15 protein-coding genes are annotated in these 18,781 nt (G+C 42.1%); 10 read left to right on the top strand and 5 right to left on the bottom strand.

Annotated features, from left to right (window positions below; all coding sequences use genetic code 11):
• Positions 1 to 21 precede the first annotated feature (21 nt).
• From CVU62_01355 to CVU62_01325, 7 genes are all read left to right on the top strand, one after another.
• Positions 22 to 1,062, top strand: coding sequence for a hypothetical protein (locus CVU62_01355; GenBank protein PKN38876.1), 1,041 nt, complete (start codon positions 22 to 24; stop codon positions 1,060 to 1,062).
• Positions 1,063 to 1,110: 48 nt separating this feature from the next.
• A complete protein-coding gene (locus tag CVU62_01350) occupies positions 1,111 to 1,932 on the top strand; it encodes a hypothetical protein (protein PKN38875.1) in 822 nt (273 codons plus the stop codon).
• Positions 1,933 to 2,140: 208 nt separating this feature from the next.
• Positions 2,141 to 2,944 (top strand): hypothetical protein, encoded by an 804-nt coding sequence (locus CVU62_01345; protein PKN38874.1) that lies wholly within the window; start codon positions 2,141 to 2,143, stop codon positions 2,942 to 2,944.
• A gap of 466 nt (positions 2,945 to 3,410) precedes the next feature.
• On the top strand, positions 3,411 to 4,940 hold the full coding sequence (locus tag CVU62_01340; GenBank protein ID PKN38873.1) for an ATP-dependent protease: 1,530 nt from the start codon (positions 3,411 to 3,413) through the stop codon (positions 4,938 to 4,940).
• 90 nt (positions 4,941 to 5,030) lie between these two features.
• Positions 5,031 to 6,128: a branched chain amino acid aminotransferase gene (locus CVU62_01335; protein ID PKN38872.1), complete on the top strand. Its 1,098-nt coding sequence runs from the start codon at positions 5,031 to 5,033 to the stop codon at positions 6,126 to 6,128.
• A gap of 242 nt (positions 6,129 to 6,370) precedes the next feature.
• Entirely contained in the window at positions 6,371 to 7,105 is a 735-nt protein-coding gene (locus CVU62_01330) for a hypothetical protein (GenBank protein PKN38871.1), read from the top strand.
• 255 nt (positions 7,106 to 7,360) lie between these two features.
• A complete protein-coding gene (locus CVU62_01325) occupies positions 7,361 to 7,945 on the top strand; it encodes a hypothetical protein (GenBank protein PKN38870.1) in 585 nt (194 codons plus the stop codon).
• Between the two features lie 203 nt (positions 7,946 to 8,148).
• On the opposite strand, the gene CVU62_01320 is transcribed toward CVU62_01325, so the two are convergent.
• Both CVU62_01320 and CVU62_01315 read right to left on the bottom strand, forming a co-directional pair.
• Entirely contained in the window at positions 8,149 to 9,063 is a 915-nt protein-coding gene (locus CVU62_01320) for a radical SAM protein (protein ID PKN38869.1), read from the bottom strand.
• Between the two features lie 91 nt (positions 9,064 to 9,154).
• Entirely contained in the window at positions 9,155 to 10,222 is a 1,068-nt protein-coding gene (locus tag CVU62_01315; protein PKN38868.1) for a hypothetical protein, read from the bottom strand.
• A gap of 179 nt (positions 10,223 to 10,401) precedes the next feature.
• On the opposite strand from CVU62_01315, the gene CVU62_01310 reads away from it, so the two are divergent.
• Genes CVU62_01310 through CVU62_01300 form a run of 3 tightly spaced genes read left to right on the top strand, consistent with a single transcriptional unit; the run spans position 10,402 to position 13,116 of the window.
• Positions 10,402 to 11,658 (top strand): glutamate-5-semialdehyde dehydrogenase, encoded by a 1,257-nt coding sequence (locus CVU62_01310; GenBank protein PKN38867.1) that lies wholly within the window; start codon positions 10,402 to 10,404, stop codon positions 11,656 to 11,658.
• Positions 11,655 to 12,305, top strand: coding sequence for a nicotinate-nicotinamide nucleotide adenylyltransferase (locus CVU62_01305; protein PKN38866.1), 651 nt, complete (start codon positions 11,655 to 11,657; stop codon positions 12,303 to 12,305). Before CVU62_01310 ends, CVU62_01305 begins: the two co-directional genes overlap by 4 nt.
• A 10-nt stretch (positions 12,306 to 12,315) precedes the next feature.
• A complete protein-coding gene (locus tag CVU62_01300) occupies positions 12,316 to 13,116 on the top strand; it encodes an enoyl-CoA hydratase (GenBank protein PKN38865.1) in 801 nt (266 codons plus the stop codon).
• A 102-nt stretch (positions 13,117 to 13,218) separates the two neighbouring features.
• Here the strand turns inward: CVU62_01300 and CVU62_01295 are convergent, their stop codons facing one another.
• The 3 genes from CVU62_01295 to selB form a co-directional block, all read right to left on the bottom strand.
• Positions 13,219 to 15,225 carry a hypothetical protein gene (locus tag CVU62_01295; protein ID PKN38864.1) on the bottom strand — a complete coding sequence of 669 codons (2,007 nt, stop codon included), beginning with the start codon at positions 15,223 to 15,225 and terminating at the stop codon, positions 13,219 to 13,221.
• 172 nt (positions 15,226 to 15,397) lie between these two features.
• Entirely contained in the window at positions 15,398 to 16,351 is a 954-nt protein-coding gene (locus tag CVU62_01290) for an HD family phosphohydrolase (GenBank protein ID PKN38863.1), read from the bottom strand.
• Positions 16,352 to 16,439: 88 nt separating this feature from the next.
• A complete protein-coding gene (gene selB, locus CVU62_01285) occupies positions 16,440 to 18,353 on the bottom strand; it encodes a selenocysteine-specific translation elongation factor (protein ID PKN38862.1) in 1,914 nt (637 codons plus the stop codon).
• Between the last annotated feature and the right edge of the window lie 428 nt (positions 18,354 to 18,781).

Here is an 18,781-nt window from a genome sequence, read left to right as displayed (position 1 = left end):
TATGTTGTGTGATAATTCCTGGTGTATGGCATAATATTAAATATGAGTGAAGCGGGGACAAAAGTAATAAAACATTACAGAATAAAAACAGTAAAAGGTGAATTGCCCGTATATATATTTGACCCTGATGACTTCGGCGGAGAATATGACCGCCGAAACATTTGCTATGTTGGCGGTGTATGGGTCACCAGCATGGTTGCTATGGCAACTAATCTTGCTCAGGCTTTGTACAGGAAAGCAGCCAATGGCGGCGGTTCTCTTAATAAGATCCTCTGGAATATGGGACGGGATCGTAATCATATTTCGAGTTTCGCCTTTGACCGTTTGAGTAAATTCAATCGCCAGGCAAAATACGGGGCGGCTGGCTGGCGCTCGCTTGATTTGTTTTACAACTATCACGAGAAAATAAAGCCGCAATTAAAAGGGAATTTTGAAGGATGGATAACGCGTCATTGGATCGGTAAATTTGAAAACCGCCAGGCCGTGACCAACAGATTTAAAGTTGTTATTGACCTTCTGGTTGCTGCCTTTTCCGAATTTCCTGCAGACAAAGAAATTAGACTCCTTTCAATTGCTTCCGGCGCTGCCCAGGAAGTAATTGAGGCCATGAAAAGATGTCCGCATCTCAATATCAAAGTCCTCCTACTTGATGCCGATGCCAGCGCCATCAACGAAGCGAAAAAACTGGTCAGAGAAGCTGGCTTTGATGCTCACTTTTCTTATGTTCATGACACGATCAAAGTCATAGAAAATGCTGCCAGTGTTTTCCAACCCCATATCATTGAAATGGTGGGCTTTCTGGATTACCGTTCTCGCAGCCAGGCGATAACTTTAATTGATCGAATCAAAATGCAGCTTCCGGAAGGTGGAATTTTTATCACTTGTAACATTAGAAAAAACAGGGAAAAGATATTTCTTGATTGGGTGCTTATTTGGCCCATGATCTATCGCAGCGAAGAAGAATTCGCTGACCTGCTCATTCATGGTGGGTTTACGGCGGGAGAAATCCGACTAGTTTACGAACCGTTTAAAATCCACGGAATCGCGGTTTGCAGAAAATAAAATAATAGTGATGTTTACAAGTTTTTATGAGGAAATGGTGAGAATTGAATGAGCCTTAAAGGTCAGAAAATAACAGTCAATAATATTAATCTGAATGTTGTTATAGAGGGGAAGGGGCGGCCGGTTATTCTTCTGCACGGCTTTCCGGATTCGGCCCGTATCTGGCGTGATCAGATCAAATTCTTGACAAGCCGTGGTTTTCAAGTGATTGTTCCGGATCTTCGGGGATTCGGTGATTCCGACGCTCCGGAAGGCAAAGAAAATTATACCCTCGAGACCATAGTCGGTGACGTGACGGCTCTAATGGATCAGCTCGGCATTAATCGGGCTTTAGTGGTGGGTCATGATTGGGGAGCCATTGTCGGATGGATACTGGCTATCAAACATCCACAACGCGTAGAGTGCTACGTTGCCATATCTGTCGGCCATCCGCTGGCCTACCGATCTGATTTTATACAAAAATTACGATCCTGGTATGCAGTTTTATTTCAAATTCCCTTTCTTTCGGAATTGGGGGTCAGTGCCATAGACTGGTTCCTTTTGCGAAAGCTTACGGGAAACCATACAGAAACAAATAACTGGATCAGCGATCTTTCCAGGAAAGGCCGCCTAACGGCAGGCCTGAACTGGTACCGCGCAAATTTTTCACGTCTACTTTTTGACGATTTCCCGCATGTAAAAGTTCCGGTCTTCGGTATTTGGAGCAGCGGTGATATATTTTTGTCCAAGGGGCAAATGTTGAAAAGTGCCGCCTATGTTGATGGTCCGTGGAGATACGAGATGATCGACGGCGCGAGCCACTGGATTCCACTTGATGTACCGGAGCGCTTGAACCGTTTACTGCTTGAGTATTTGGAAAGTGACCCATAATCTCAAAGTATCAATTCTTAACACTAGAAACTTTGAATAAAAAGAGAAGTGCATAATCTTGTTTTTTCTAAAATTCTCATTAACCAAATGCCCATTTTTTGAGAAAAGTCTTGATATAAATATTTCGATTAGTTAGTCTTTTAAAAGAAATTTTAATTGGAAAAATCGTATGTTAATTTAAACAATAAATATGAACTGAGCATCAATAATGAAAAAATTTATAAATGAACCTGCACTTAGTTTATTTGTGGCAATGAGTCTACATTACCGTGGATTGACAAAAAAAGACAAGCTACAATCATTATTGAACAAATTGCAGCCTGTATCCTGCGACAAAGAATTGATTCGTTTAGGGGCAATAGGTGATGGAGGTTATCTTGTCCCGGATGACCTTGCGGGAATTGAAGCATGTTTTTCACCCGGTGTGGGTTTTGATTCCGTATTTGAAAAAGATTGTGCGAACAGAGGAATGAAGGTTTTTTTAGCAGATGGATCTTTAGATCAACCAAGCCTGTCTCACGAGCTTTTTGTGTTTACAAAAAAGCATATCGGTATAAAAACCAACGATAATTTTATGAATATTGACGATTGGGTAAAATCATCATGGCCTGATTCGCAAGGTGATTTATTGTTGCAAATGGATATTGAAGGTTCTGAATATGAGGTATTATTAATCGCTTCTGATGATCTGTTGAAACGTTTCAGGATTATTGTGGTTGAATTTCATTCTCTAAACGAACTTTGGAGTAAACCATTTTTTAATATGGCATCGCTGGTATTTGAAAGACTATTACAGACGCATACATGTGTACACAACCATCCCAATAATTGTTCCGATTCTGTAAAATTCGAAGATATAGAGCTTCCTATGGTGACTGAACTTACCTTCTTGCGCAATGATCGCATCAGTAGTTCATCATTTGCTAAAATTTTCCCGCACCCTTTAGACATTGATAATACGAAAGACAAGCCCTCTCTTCCTTTGCCTAAATGCTGGTACAACGAGAAATAGAAGCAATCCCATTTTTAAAGGAAGTTTTCGCCATGCTGGCGAAAATTCTCGGCAATGAAAGTTTCTATTTATTATGCGCCCCCTAAAGGGGATGCGCTCCCGATCAAAGATGATATTGAGGCGGCAGTGAAACTCGAATTGCAGGAACAAAGTAAACTGGAATTCATTAGTTGAACTGTCCCGCTTCAGCGGGGCTAGGCTTAATGCCCGGCATGCGCCGGGTAAACTCTGAGGCGTATTATACACGTGGGACCTTTAGGTTATACGTTGAGGAAGCCGACAATCCCGATGAATCGGGACCAACAAAAATAGCGCTTTGATTTAGAATTGGGAAAAGCAAGAAAATATCTTGATATTGAGATTCCGATTAGATAGTGTTTTACGCCAATTCGCTTGTAATTACTACCTTGCAGGCGGCAGCTTCCAATTAAAATGGTATTAAAAAATTGTTGTTGCAGAGGTCCTGATGTTCGTTAAAGTAATAAGTATGAGCGTTATTGGCATGGAATCATACCCTGTGTTCGTGGAAGTTGATACATCTCAGGGGCTGCCTCAGTTTGCTACGGTAGGTTTGCCGGATGCTTCAGTTAAAGAAAGCAGGGACAGAATCAAAGCCGCTATAAAAAATTCCGGCTATCGTTTCCCCCGCAGTCATGTAACCATTAATTTGGCGCCTGCCGACATTAAAAAAGAGGGCACCGGTTTTGATCTTCCCATCGCTGTGGGCATTCTGGCCGCAGAAGAATTAATTAAAGAAGATAATTTAAAGGATTGTTTTTTTATCGGGGAACTATCTCTTGATGGAAGTATAAAAAGAGTAAACGGCGTTTTGCCGGCTACTTTCAAGGCGAAGGAAATAGGCATTAAGTCTGTCTTTGTTCCTGAAGAAAACGCAGCGGAAGCGGCCATGGTGGAAGAGATTAAGGTAATCCCGGTAAAAACATTACCGGATGTTGTGGAATTTCTGGAAGGCAGAAAGAACATTGAACCGCTTGATCTGGACATAAGTAAAATTTTTCAAAGAACAAGTAGATATGATTTGGATTTTAACGAAATAAAAGGGCAGAAGCAGGCCAAAAGAGCTCTGGAAATAGCGGCAGCCGGCGGACATAACGTTTTGATGATCGGACCGCCCGGCTCAGGAAAAAGTATGCTGGCAAAAAGGATGCCGACGATTTTACCGGATCTTTCCTTTGATGAAGCAATTGAAGTGACCAAAGTATTTTCTATTGCCGGTTTCCTTAATAAGGAAGAAACGTTAATGGCAGTGCGTCCCTTTCGTTCACCGCATCATACGATATCCGATGCCGGTCTGGTTGGAGGTGGCCAGACACCGCGCCCCGGAGAAATAAGCCTTGCCCATTTGGGCGTCCTTTTTCTGGACGAACTTCCTGAGTTCAAAAAAAACGCTCTGGAAGCTCTGAGACAACCTTTGGAGGATGGCACAATAACAATCACTCGTTCTTCAGTAACCGCTTCTTTTCCCGCGAAATTCATGCTGGTAGCGGCGATGAATCCTTGTCCCTGCGGCTATTTCGGCGATCGCGTACATACTTGTCGCTGCACCCCGCAACAGATTCGTCAGTATCAGTCTAAAATATCCGGACCACTATTGGATAGGATAGATTTACACATTGAAGTCCCCTCAGTTAAATACCGGGCTTTGTCCGATAAAGAAGTCGGTGAAATTTCCGAGACAATTAAGGAACGGGTGAATAAAGCACGGGATTTACAGAAAAAACGTTTTGGCTCCAATGGTATTTTTTGTAACGCCCGAATGACTGAAAAGCAGATTCGTAATTTCTGCCAGATAGATGAGGAAGCTCATAAGCTTATTGAAATGGCTATTGAAAAACTGGGGTTGAGCGCCCGGGCAGTAAACCGTATCTTAAAAGTGTCCCGTACTATCGCCGATATGGAAAACAAAAAGAATATTCAACCTGCTCATGTTGCCGAAGCAATTCAGTACCGAAGTCTTGATAGAAGTTTAATTTAGTGCTATGTCAAAGAAAAATTTTAATACCAGACCGATTTGCGGATAGTAGAAGAATATATCTGAGGCTACAGCCTGGTGAGAGAGGCATTTATGGAAATTAAAATAAGAAAAACACCAACTAAAGAAAGAAAAGCTAAACCACGTGATGAGTCCAAGCTTGGTTTTGGCAAGGTGGTTACGGACCACTTTTTCAATATGAAATATAAAGAAGGCAAAGGGTGGTATGATCCGGTAATTGAGCCATACCGTAAATTACAGTTGGATCCAACGGCTATGTGTTTGCATTACGGTCAGGAGATATTTGAAGGTCTCAAGGCCTATCGCGGTCCAAAAGACGAAATTTATCTTTTCCGTCCTATGGAAAACATTAAAAGAATGAATGTTTCCGCAGAAAGACTCTGCATGCCAAAGATGGATGAGAAAATTTTTCTGGAAGCTATCAAGAAGCTTGTTATTCTGGAAAAGGAATGGATACCCCGTGGTGAAGGAACATCTTTATATATACGTCCGACGATGATTGCCACTGAAGCGGCACTGGGTGTGCATCCGGCTAGTGAATATCTCTTTTTTATAGTGGTAGGTTCTGTGGGTGCTTATTATCCTCAGGGATTTTCTCCGACAAAAATGTATGTATCGGAGGAATATGTTCGCGCGGTGCGCGGAGGGATCGGTCACATAAAGGCAGCCGGTAATTATGCCGCCAGCCTTTATGCCAGCAGGATAGCCACTAATATGGGATACACGCAGGTTCTCTGGCTTGATTCCGTCGAAAAGAAATATGTGGAAGAAGTCGGAACAAGCAATATCTTTTTTGTCATTGGCAATGAATTAGTCACGCCTCCTTTAGCCGGATCGATTTTACCGGGTGTGACGCGTAATTCAGTGATAACTTTGGCAAAACATCTAAAAACCAAGGTTGTGGAAAGACCTATATCCATTGACGAAGTTATTGCTGCTTCTAAAAACGGTTCATTAAAAGAAGCTTTTGCATCCGGAACGGCGGCAATAGTTTCGCCGGTAGGACATATTCACTTCCGCGGAAAGGAATATTCAATTAACGGCGGCAAGACCGGAGCGCTGGCGGAGAAATTATATAATGAAATCCTGCAAATTCAGTATGGATTGAAGAATGATCCATTCGGCTGGCGCGTCAAAATATTAGACGGGAAAAAGACTTCCAGGAAGTAAAATTTTTATTTTTCTTCTTTGATACAGGCACTTGGGTTTGTATTCCACAACACTGTGGAAATGGTTGTTGATAACTTTGTTGATAATGTCTCTAAGTGTGTAATTGTTACGATTTTACACCAAATTGCACAAGGTTTAGGCAATTAAAACATTCAATATAATCAATAACTTATCAATATGGCCTTATATCATCGTCACTTAAGAGGCATGGATAAAGACAGATATAAACTTCACAGGAAAAAGTGTGCCATCAATGGCCATTTTTTTATAAAAAAATGATAAATTTTATTTTCAATACAAATAAGCTATTTACGGCAACAAAGATTGTTCTTGGCCTTATTCTATCGCTGTTGGCTTTGCCTTGTTGTGTTTTTTCCGAAGAACTTCATGCAGTTGGCGATATTGCCCAAAAGCTTCAGAGCACTTATGAGGAAACGAAAGACCTGAAGGCTAATTTCATTCAGGAAGCAACATTAACATCAGTCAAGAAAACTCAAAGGGAAGAAGGCCGCGTTTATTTTAAGAATCCGAAGAATATGCTCTGGGAATACTACAACCCCAAAGGTAAAAAACTGGTGATTAACAGTAAAACCGCGTGGCTCTACCTTGCCAAGGAAAAGGTTGCTTATAAGCAGAAGTCGGAAAGTATTTTCCAGTCGAAGTTTTTAATAAACTTTTTTGCCGGAGCGGGGAAAATACAGGATGATTTTTTAATAAAACATGCCGAAACAAAAGCTCAGGATAAAGACGGCAATTATTTACTTATGTTGATTCCCAGGGAAAAGACGGCTGCCTGCAATTCAGTTAAGCTTGTCGTTGACAAAAACAATTTTTATATTTTACAGGTAAGTTTCGATGACGTTATGGGCAATTCTACCACGCTGAAATTTTCCAATATTTCCATCAATACTGGAGTGGCGCAAAAAATGTTCCAGTTCAAGCCGCCGGCGGGAATCCAAGTTTTTGAAATGCCCTGAGGGACTGTTCAAAAACGCCCATCTGCGGCGTTGCGCTGCAAACCGCACCGCTCAACGTATGTTTATATACGCCTCGCGGTTCAGTTTTTGCGCGCCTTGCATCTGAACATTTTTGAACAGCCCCTATTGAGTTTTTTTTACAGCCCATTATTCATAATTTTCTCTTTTTATTTGTTATAAAATGAAATAAAATTGCACAAAAGTTCGTAAAACACCAACTTGGTATATTAAATGTTAGATAAAAGGAAATAGAACATGAAATGTATTGGGTCCATAATCGGCGTTGTAATCTTTCTTTGCTCTCTAAGCGGCTGCTTCCATTTTGCAAGGCCTACAAGTGTTGCAAAAATAGAACCAAATCCTGACTGGCATATTGAAGAGAAATGCGGATATGAAGGTTGTGCCAAAATAGTTGATTTTTTAGTGGGCAAGGACGTTACTGTTAGAGTAGAAGCCCAAAACGACTATGTTAGAGACAACATCTTTACAATTAAGGTAGCATTTGAGACGTCAGAAAAGTCAACATACATATATACACCGTCCGCCAATATTCTTACCTTGCCAAATGGGAAGACTGTCTCGTCAAAAGATTTTCCTTGTCGCTACACGATTTATAGTCTTGCAACGTTTGAGTCATATAATAACCTGAAGGAACGTGCACCCCTGAAAGATCCCCCTTACAAAGGGAAGAGAGGTGACTGCTTCATCTTGTATTTTAATGTCCAGCCACCACCACCGTCGGTCGAGGAAAACTTTACACTTGATATCGGAAGTTTGGAAAAAGATGGTAAATTGATTAAAATACCTAGAATTCATTTTTCAAAGGGCATGAGAAGATAGGTTGTCTACAAAATCAAGCCAGTCGATCGCTAATGTTCCGGCTGATTTTTTCGATATCCACTCAAACAGAAATTATACTAATTTGCAGTCAAAAGTATACCGAGGCGGCGAGGAAGAGGCGACGCAGTCGTATAGTACAATACGTTGAGGAAGCCGACGACGCGGCCAACAAAGGTAGACGAATGAATGCGAATTGGTATCAATTAATCAAAGGGATTTTTTTGGTCAAAATTGGGTGTCAGTTCATAATCGTTGACTGCCTGAATAAATAAGTTATTGAACCCCAGCTTGTAAGCATAATCCAAAACTTGGTCGTATTCGCTTTTTGTAATTCTGCGTCCTAAAATCGGATGATGACGTACTTTGACAATAGGCGTGTATTGGGCCATGAGGCTAAGTTGAACCGACGTTGATATTTCTTTTTTGATCAGTCTTAAGACTTCTTTGGAATTTTCTATTCTACCGGGTAAAACCAAATGGCGAATAATCAGTCCTTTTTGAGCCACGCCGTTTTTCAACTCCAGACCGTCCCCGACTTGTTTCACCATTTCTTTGATGGAATCCAAAGCGAAACGGGGATATTCCGGTGCAGAAGAAAAAATGATGCTATCATCTTCCAGACCGTATTTAAAGTCCGGCAGATAAATATCCACCATGCCGTCGAGCAAGCGAATAACTTCCGGATTTTCATAGCCGCCGCAATTGTAAACAAACGGTACCGTAAGCCCCTGCATTCGCGCCATGCATAGTGCCTCCATAATCAGCGGAACCTGATGTGTCGGTGTGACCGGTTCGACATTGTGACATCCACTTTTTTGAAGATCCAGCATAACCTTAGCCAGCTCTAACACCGTCAGATGGCGTCCCTGCGCGCTGTGGGAAATCTGATAGTTCTGGCAATAGATGCAACCCAGGTTGCATGATGAAAGAAAAATTGTGCCGGCGCCGCGTGTTCCGGAAAGAGGGGGCTCCTCGCCGTGATGAGCCAGCGCGCAATCCATGACTATATCGGCAGGCAGACGGCAATAGCCTAACTCACCTTTTGTCCGGTCAACACGGCAGGCGCGCGGGCAAAGCGTGCAGGATTTGTAGATATCCAGTAGGGATTGAATGATCATAATTAAACCAAAAAGTATTAAGATTTAAGGTTTAAGGGTTAAGTATGATTGAAGCGCTTCGCGCAATCCTTTTTTCTTAAATCTTAATTACTTAAATCTTTTCTACTATGTCTTTAATCTTCCCGCTTTCCACCAGTTCCAGAAATTCTTCGCCCAGCGGCGCGGATAACTCAACGGCTTTGCGCCAGTTTTTAATTCTTGTTTCCTGATCGTTAATGAAGGTAAGCAGATCGGTGCGGTCGGGAACTTTTCCGTCTGGAAGACTTTCGATAAAGCTCTGCGCAGGGAAAACCATCAAAACATTGTTTAACTTATAAGGTTCCGGCACACGCCGGGTAATATTTTTATCAAGCCAACCCGGAATAATCCGTTCCTGATGATGAAAGAAAAGCACAATTTCATTCTCTTTGGCGGCAAACTGGTGCGTCAGATGATAATCAATGAGGCCTCCGTCGCGATAGACACCGCGAGGCGCGCCGTAAATATCACGCACACCTTCAATAACCAGAGGAATAGCGCCTGAAGCCAGAACGGCGTATTTAAAATTAACCTCGTTTAGCTGTACATAAGTTCCGCGGAATCGCGATCTAAGGCAAAATGCCGGCGGTTTGGAAGCGTTATAAAAAACAACTCTTTCCGCAAACTTATAAATGTTTTCCCGGTTGAAATAGTTGAATACAAAACAGGCTGCCAATCCCAGTTTTTGTAACCCGGTATTTTTATAAGCGACAAGGCCGCGCGCCCGCGCGGTAATTATAACCAGACGGTATTTTTTGTTAGCCAGAGCGAAAGGCAGGGCGTCATCTTCCAGATAGACGTTAACAATATTGGTAATTTCACCCAGTGATGTTGACGGCGTATCTTGTTTTTTATACGTTACGTTTATGTAGGCTTCCAGAAGTTTTTGATAGGATTCGATGGCTTGGGGTTGCAGCCAGGCGGCAAAACGAAAAGCACCCGCAGAGGCACCTACCAGTTGAGCTGGTTTTGAACGTCCTAAAAAGCCACCCTTCAGAAGAGTCAAATCGAATCCACTGGCAATAAGCCACCTTGGCCCCACCGCCGGTCCGAAATAAGTTGATACAGAATCAAAGTTAAATCCGCCGTCTTTAATTATTTGGTAAATATTTTTACCGGCTTTAATTCGTATTCGGCTCATAATTTCTGTTGGGCAAAGGCCTTGACACGTAAACTTTTGTTTTGTAGATTGACATCAGTAATTCTTATTGTTAAAAGCTAAAAACAATCAAGTTATTCAGCGTTTTTGCTATCTGTTTAGGCGGGAGTTTTTATCAATAATATAGGAGAAAATGCAAGTTTATTTTTAAGGATTGTATTGTGGATATAAAAAGTTCTGTACAACAAATTGCCAGGGACGCGGCGTCGGCTTCGCGAAAACTTTCCCGTGTAACAGAGATGGAAAAAAATAAAGTCCTTTTGCGCATGGCGGAGGAACTGGAACTTAACGCTAAATTTATTCTGGAAGAGAATTTAAAGGATGTGGCCAAAGCCAAGAAATCCGGCATTCCCCGCGCCATGTTGGAACGTCTGACGCTGAAACAGGCTACAATTGAACAGATGGCCCAAGGATTAAGAGAAGTGGCTGCACTGCCCGATCCCGTCGGCAAGGTTACTTCCATGTGGCGCAGACCCAACGGGCTCCTGGTCGGTAAAATGCGCATCCCTCTGGGAGTCATCGGTATTATTTATGAGTCGCGTCCTAACGTTACCGTTGATGCTGCCGCTTTGTGCATCAAGTCCGGTAATGCGGTGATTTTGCGGGGTGGTTCCGAATCAATAAAATCCAATCTGGCGATTGCTTCCGTTCTGCAGCGAGTATTGCAGGAAACATCAATACCCGCAAACGCGATTCAGGTAATTCCGTTTACCGATCGTGAAGCTGTAACGGAAATGCTGCAATTGGATGAGTATATTGATTTAATCATACCCCGTGGCGGAGAAGAATTGATTCGCGCCGTAGTTGCTCAATCCAGAATACCTGTGATCAAACACTATAAAGGCGTCTGCCATATTTTTGTAGACGCGCAGGCGGATATTGACATGGCTATCAGTATTTGTCTGAACGCTAAAACTCAGCGTCCGGGAGTATGCAATGCTATGGAAACCCTGTTGGTGCATAAGGATATAGCAGGTAAATTTTTACCACTGGCAGCAAATAAATTAAAAAAGGCCGGTGTTGTTTTGAGGGGATGCGCAAAAACAAAGTTAATTCTGAAGAATATTGAAAAAGCCGGAGAGGCTGATTGGTACGAAGAATATCTCGATTTGATACTGGCCATTAAAGTAGTCGAAGATTTTGATGAAGCCGTCGCTCATATCGAAAAGTACGGTTCCTTACATACGGAATCAATCATTACCAATGATTATGCTAATTCTCAGCGATTTTTAAATGAGGTTAATTCTTCGACTGTGCTGGTTAATGCTTCGACTCGTTTCAGTGATGGCTTTGAACTGGGTCTTGGTGCCGAAATCGGCATCTCCACGACAAAGCTTCATGCTTTCGGTCCAATGGGGCTGGAGGAATTAACTACATCAAAATTTATAATTTATGGTAACGGACAGGTGAGAACATGAGATGGGGACTTTTAGGCGGAACATTCGATCCGATTCATTTCGGTCATTTGCGCGGCGCGGAGGAAATGCTGGAAATTTTTAATTTGAACCGCATTATTTTCGTGCCTTCATCCAGGCCGCCGCATAAACTGGAGGGGGAAATAACTTCTTTTAATCACCGTGAACAAATGATTCGCCTGGCGATTGAAGATAATGTTAATTTTTCTTTTTCTGAAGTCGAGAAATTACGTGCCGGCAAATCTTATTCCGTGGAAACAGTTGAATACATTCTCAGTAAGTACATGGAGGACCTGGAGCTATTCTTCATTGTGGGCCAGGATGCTTTTCAGGCGGTGACAACATGGAAGGATTGGGAAAGATTGCTGCTTTTGTGCAATTTTGCCGTGATGACCCGTCCCGGTTATGACGATATGAGATTGGACGAAATTCTGCCGAAAGAATTTGCCGCGAAGTTTGCCTACGATAAAAAAATTGATGGATTTAAGGGCCCGACGGGACACGCCATATATTTCCGTCATGTTAGTTTTCTGGATATTTCATCATCACGAATGAGAGAGATGGCTCAACAGGGAAGATCAATAAAATATCTTACAACGGATAAAGTCCGTCAATACATCACTAAAAATTCTCTCTACAAAAAATCATGAGGAGAAATATATGACTTATAAATTTATTGAACTGGATATTAAGGATTATGTCGCGACAGTAACTTTGGCCAGAATGGAAAGCCTGAATGCTTTAAGTTTGGAATTAGCTCTGGAGATTACTGATGTTTTTAAAAAACTGGGAGCTATGGACGAGGTAAGGGTAGCTATACTGCAAAGCAAGGCCAGAATTTTTTGCGCCGGTCTTGACTTGAAAGATGCTGCTTCAAGCTTTGGTGACTCGGCAAAGGGCATTTTCAACGCCATCAAGAGAATCCAGCCATTGTTTGATTGCTGCAACGCGATTGAGGAATGTCCAAAGCCGGTTATTGCTGCTGTGCATGGTAAATGCATCGGTGGAGGGCTTGATATGATAGCTGCCTGCGATATACGTATATGCAGCGAAGATGCAATTTTCAGTTTAAAAGAAGCAAACATCGGATTAGTTGCTGACATGGGTGTGCTGCAGAGGCTTCCACTGATAATCGGCCAAGGCTTTGCCAGAGAGATGGCCTATACGGCTGGTAATTATCCCGCGCGAAAAGCCGAAAAAATGGGACTGGTCAGTGATGTTTATGCGGATAAAGATGCGCTTATGGCAGCCGCGCAGCAATTGGCAAATGAAATAGCTGCAAACGCTCCTCTTGCCATACAATGCACTAAAGAGGTTCTTAACTTTAGCCGTTATACAAGCGTGAGCGAAGGCATGGCTTTGGCTGTACAAAAGAATATGTTCTTATTAACAACGCAAGATTTGAAGGAAGCCTTCATTGCTTTTATGGAAAAAAGGAAACCGGATTTTAAGGGTAAATGAACATCTCGTATTTAATGAGGACATGGTAAAAACCTTAAAACAAAGCGGCGCTCCTCAGATGAGGCGCGCCGCTTTTCCTTTTACTACGTATTTTCTTTGTTATTAGTTAGTGTACATTTTCTCAATGTCGTCTTTGAATTTTTCAAAAACAATCCTGCGCTTCAGTTTCAAAGTCGGTGTCAGCTCGCCTGACTCAACGCTGAAGGGTTTATCCAACACCTTATAGTACTTGATTTGTTCGTAACGAGGCAATGTTTCGTTGACTTCATCAACTTGTTTTTTGATCAATTCCTTTATCTGTGCACTTTCGACAAGATCTTTATCCGAACATGCCGGAATGCCGCTGTGTTTGGAAAAACGGTGGAGTTCTGGGAAATCAGGAACGATAAGAGCGCAGACATATTTCCTGGCGTCACCGAGGAGACAGACCTGTTCTATATAAGGTTTGGCTGTCAAGGCCAGTTCAATGGGATGGGGAGCGATATTCTTGCCACCTGAAGTGACAAATAGTTCCTTTTTGCGGTCTGTAATCAGAAGAAATCCTTCCTTATCAAATTCACCTATATCGCCGGTTTTAAACCATCCATCTTCAGTAAATGCTTCGGCCGTTGCTTCAGGCAAATTCCAGTATCCTTTGAAGACTTGAGGGCCCTTGACAAGAATTTCACCATCTTCGGCGATTTTTTCTTCTGTCCAGAGAACCGGTCTCCCGACGGTACCGGGCTTGATCTGCAGTTTATGGGCAACAGTATTATACGCTAGGGAAAGACTCAGTGAGCGGATTGGATTGGTATAAGGCGACAATCCCTTTGCTTGTTTGGTAACCATCAAATCCACCGTCAAGTCAATCATCTTGTTGCCAAACCAGCCAGCCTTGCTGGGGTCGTAACCTTTGAACTCCGGTTCGTTGAAGTTAATGACAGGCGATGTTTCCGTAAGTCCGTAGCCTTCGCTGAGCTGAATACCCAATGAGCGGATAAACACGCAAACATCTTTGGAAAGTTTGCCGCCGCCCGATATACCTAGAATTACGTGGTCCAAGCCTGCCGTCTTTTTAATCTTATTGAAAACCAGAACATTGGCCAGAGCGAATTGAAGCAAATCAATTTGATTCATTCTTGTAGCGGTTGCCATAGCATCGGAATATTTTCCGCCGAGCTTCAATGCCCAGTTAAAGATGGATTGAGTGGTCTTGTTTTGCCGGGAGACGATGGATTTTGTGGTGTCATAAATTTTTTCCCACAATCGGGGAATGCTGATGACTACATTAGGCCTAATCTCCAGAAGATTTTTCGGTATTTTTTCGAAGCTTTCGGCAAAAACGAGAATGCCCCCTTGTTGAAGAGCCCCTACATGATAATCGCTTGTCCTGCCAAAAACGTGACACATGGGCAGATGAACAAGGAATGTCAAATGGATTCCCAAATCCCGCTGACGGCGCAGAAGAGTGGAATTAGAACACTGATGAAGATTGGAAATCCAGTTTTTCTGTGTAAGGATAGCGCCTTTCTGCTTTCCCGTAGTTCCTGAAGTATAGATTATAGAGGTAACGTCGTCGGGACCAACACTGTTTATCTTTTTTTCTATTTCCTCATCGCTTATTTTTCCCTTACCTAAAGCAATTACTTCATCAAAAGTATATACACCTTCCGGTTTTGTGCCATTCCAGGAACACATAGTAATAATTTTTTCTATAGGGACACCATGCGCTTTTGCTTTGAGGGCCATTTCTCCTCTGTCCTGAGAAGAGGCGATGACAATTTTGGATCCGCTGTCTGATGTCATATACCCCAGTTCCTCCACAGTTAAGGTGGGGTAGAGGGGAACGCCAATAGCGCCGCAGGCTTGAATAGCTTGATCGGCTATTATCCATCTTGGTCTGCTTTCGGAAAAGATGACTATCCTGTCGCCTTTCTTCAATCCTAAAACCATTAACCCTTTGGCAAGACCTATCGCTTCGTCGCGTGTTTCTTTCCATGTTCGCGAATGCCATTGACTGCTCGGGTCGCCATTTTTGTCTAACTTAGCCCGAAGAAGTTCGACCTGATCTCCATAACGCAATGCCTGATTATGGAAAATCCCGCATAAAGTATCCATCCTGTAAGCCATAATTCCATCCTTTCTTTTGAACGATTTTTCTTGTGTAGATAATCTACAATTAAACAAAAAAGAGCATTTAGTTGCTCTTTAGTTTCATTTTTGTGACATATGTTTCATAGTATTTTTTTGCTTAAAAAATCAAGTTTAAATTCGTATATAACCTAAAAGGTCTAAATAGGGTTTATTTCCTTTTATAAATAAATCGGTCCAAAAGACGGTTGTAGTTCGTCCAGTCGGAATCGGCATTATTGGAATCATCGATAAGTGTTTGAAAAGCATTGAATTTAGCATCCATATCGTCGATATAGTGAACGACCAGCGCTTCCAGAGTTTTCGGACGTTTGGGAGAGCCGAATTCAAATTCTCCATGATGACTTAAGATAATATGGCGTAATTCCAAAGCTAATTGCCGGGGAAAGTCATCAATAGCGGCAATTTTTTTATCGATCATTTCCACGCCCATGACAATATGACCGATTAATCTTCCTTCATCGCTGTAGTCGATTGTATAATCATAAGAAAATTCATATATTTTGCCTATATCATGTAGAATGCCGCCGGTAATAACCATATCTTTGTTGAGGGTGGGGTAATGTTCTGATACTCTCTCTAATAAGCGTACAACCGAAAGTGTATGTTCCAGAAGTCCACCTAAATAAATATGGTGAAAGCCTTTTGCTGCAGGCGCTCGCTGAAAAAGCTCGGCTGTTTCTTGATCGTGCAAAAAAGACTGCAACAAATCTTGCAGCGGTTTGGTCTGAATTTTTTCAATGTAGGCCAATATTTCATTAAACATATCAGCAACATTGGTTTTAACTGCGGGTAAATAGTCGGTGGGTTCGACATCTTCCCATACCGTTTTTTTGATTTTAATAATAGATATTTGAATAGAGTTTTTATAATTGGCAGCTTTCCCTTCAATATAAATTACATCACCTTTCTTAAATTGCTGATCTAATTCAATTGCATTATCCCAGACCTTACCATCGAGTTCACCGGTTTTATCCTTTAGTCGCACATTCAAATACGGAGAACCTTTCAAAGAAAAAGCCATATTCTTTTCGGTGGCCAAAAAGGTGGAAGCTACCTTATCGCCCTGTTTGATGTCTTTTAGATAAATTTCTTTAGTCTTCAAATTGTCGTTTGCCCTTCCTTAAGAATAAATTTTCATTAATACCTTTACCACATGCATAAGGGGAAGCAATTGTTTTTTATCGTCTTACTCATATTTTTTCTCTTAGGATGCGATGATCGCCCACTCGGACGGTCAGCTTGTTTACATCAAAATATTCCATCAGCGGGATAATGTATTTGCGCGAAAGGCCGGTTAGATCTTTGAATGTCGCCGGTGTCGCCTTGCCGTCTTTTACCAGCATTGCCTTGTAATCATCACGCAATTTGCTCAAAGCGCCACTCGAAAAACACATTTCTTCATTGATCTTAATTAAATCTCCGTCTTTGAGCATAAGTTTGATAATGCTTTGCGCTTTGGCTTTTTGATCCTTAAAATCGTTGACAACATCGGTGAGCGAAGGCGGTGTAAGTCCCGCCTCACTATAAATCCGGGCAATGCTGTGACGCAGAGAATCAAGATCACCGGCCAGTTCCACCTGATGCCCTGACAGGCGGACATTGTCTTTGTCGCTGATAATAGTTTCTTTTTTGCCCAGGCTGCGCAACGCCAGATTAAATAGTTTTACCGATATGGCGCGACCGAGAGTTTCTTTGAGCTGTTCTTTGGAAATGCCCACCTGCAAAGGGTTTTTCTGATGATAGTCGGCAAGATTTTTGCCAATGAGTTCTTCCACCTGATTGTAAAAGTAAGCGGAGATGACAGTTGTATCTTCACTATCCAGAAGGATAGCTTTTTTAGCGGAAAGCAGACCATCCAGCGCTTCGCGTATTTTCTTTGTGTTCACACCAAGACGAAAGTTAAGCCCGCGCAGATTGATGCCGGAAAATCCTGTTCTCTCCATGATTACGGAAATTTTCTCCGCCAGCGATCCGCTCTGCAATATATTCAGAGCGGCAATAATTTTTTCGTTTTGCCTTTTATGTTTCGAGGGAAGGGGATCAATGATTTGACCACCGCCAATAGTTGTTATCGGCGAATAACTGCGCAGAACAAAACGATCACCGGAGACAATCACATCTTTATTGGCCAGAACCAATTGAGCAAAGGCTTTTTGTCCAGGTGCAAGCTCATCTTTGTCCAGTAATGTTATGCGAGCGATGATTTCGCTTGTGCCCGTATGCAGGCGGATGAGCGCCTTGTTCTTTAAATTTTTAGAATTAGAGGTGAGGAATTCTACAAAAACATCCAATCTTTGTGATGGCCAGACAGTTTTAGGGCGCACAAGCACATTGCCCCGTTCTATGATCGATTTTTCGACACCTTGAAGATTAATCGCCGTGCGTTGGCCGGCCCAGGCATCTTCCACTGATTGGTTATGCACTTGGATGCCCCTGATACGGGCGGCAATATCTCCCGGAAGTATTTCAACTTCTTCGCCGGTTTTGATATAGTCGGAAACCAGTGTGCCGGTAACGACTGTGCCGAATCCTTTCATCGTAAATACGCGATCCACAGGCAGACGAAAAATTCCATCATCCGCTTTTTCATTGATCTTGCTTACAGTTGCATCAATTGCCTTTATCAGATCGGCAAGTCCTTCTTGCTTAACGGCTGATACCGGCACAACAGGCGCGCCTTCTAAAAAAGTCCCCTGTAGAAATTCAGTAATTTCCGATTGGACTAGATCAAGCCATTCTTTTTCCACCATATCTGTTTTGGTTAGGGCAACGAGGCCTTTGGAGATTCCCAAAAGCGAGCAAATATGTAAATGTTCTTTCGTCTGAGGCATGATACCCTCGTCTGCAGCTATGACCATCATGACTAAATCAATACCCGCCGCGCCGGACACCATGTTTTTGATGAACTTTTCATGTCCGGGAACATCCACAATGCCGAGTGTTTGACCGGAAGGAAGAGCAAGTGAAGCAAAACCAAGCTCAATAGTAATTCCCCTTTTTTTTTCCTCTTTCAAACGATCGGTGTCTACCCCGGTAAGCGCTTTAATTAACGCGGTTTTTCCGTGATCGACATGACCGGCTGTGCCAAGAACAAAATGTTTCATATATTTGCCTGTTTGATTTGATAATGTTTTGTGGAAAATAACAAACTCCTCACTTTTTCACAACATTATAATTTGTTTTATAATTTGCATGAATGAAAACGTGCATTAAACCGCGAAAACAACCGATGATTTAATGATTGAAAATATTGGTTAAAATTGTTGGAAACCATCCGTCCAATGGTTCAGAAGGCATACAATGTGAAAAGGTGAATCGTTTCAACTCCTTGCTGGAACAATTTTTTTCATAACATCATCCTCTTGTTTTGGCTTTTTTTATAAATCGATTTTTCAGAAAAATAATTTACATCTTAAATAGATCGGTTTCCAACGAATGTGATTAGTAATACTAAAACAGAACTTTTATGTCGATGTTATTATCATACGTTAATGTCATATGATTATGTCACCCCACAGGGAATTAAAGGGTT

Source organism: Deltaproteobacteria bacterium HGW-Deltaproteobacteria-2, from assembly GCA_002840505.1.
In the GTDB taxonomy this organism is placed as follows: Bacteria; Desulfobacterota; Syntrophia; order Syntrophales; family Smithellaceae; genus Smithella.
The sequence above is the reverse complement of the archived record's forward strand: the minus strand, read 5'-3'. Positions and strand labels throughout refer to the sequence as shown.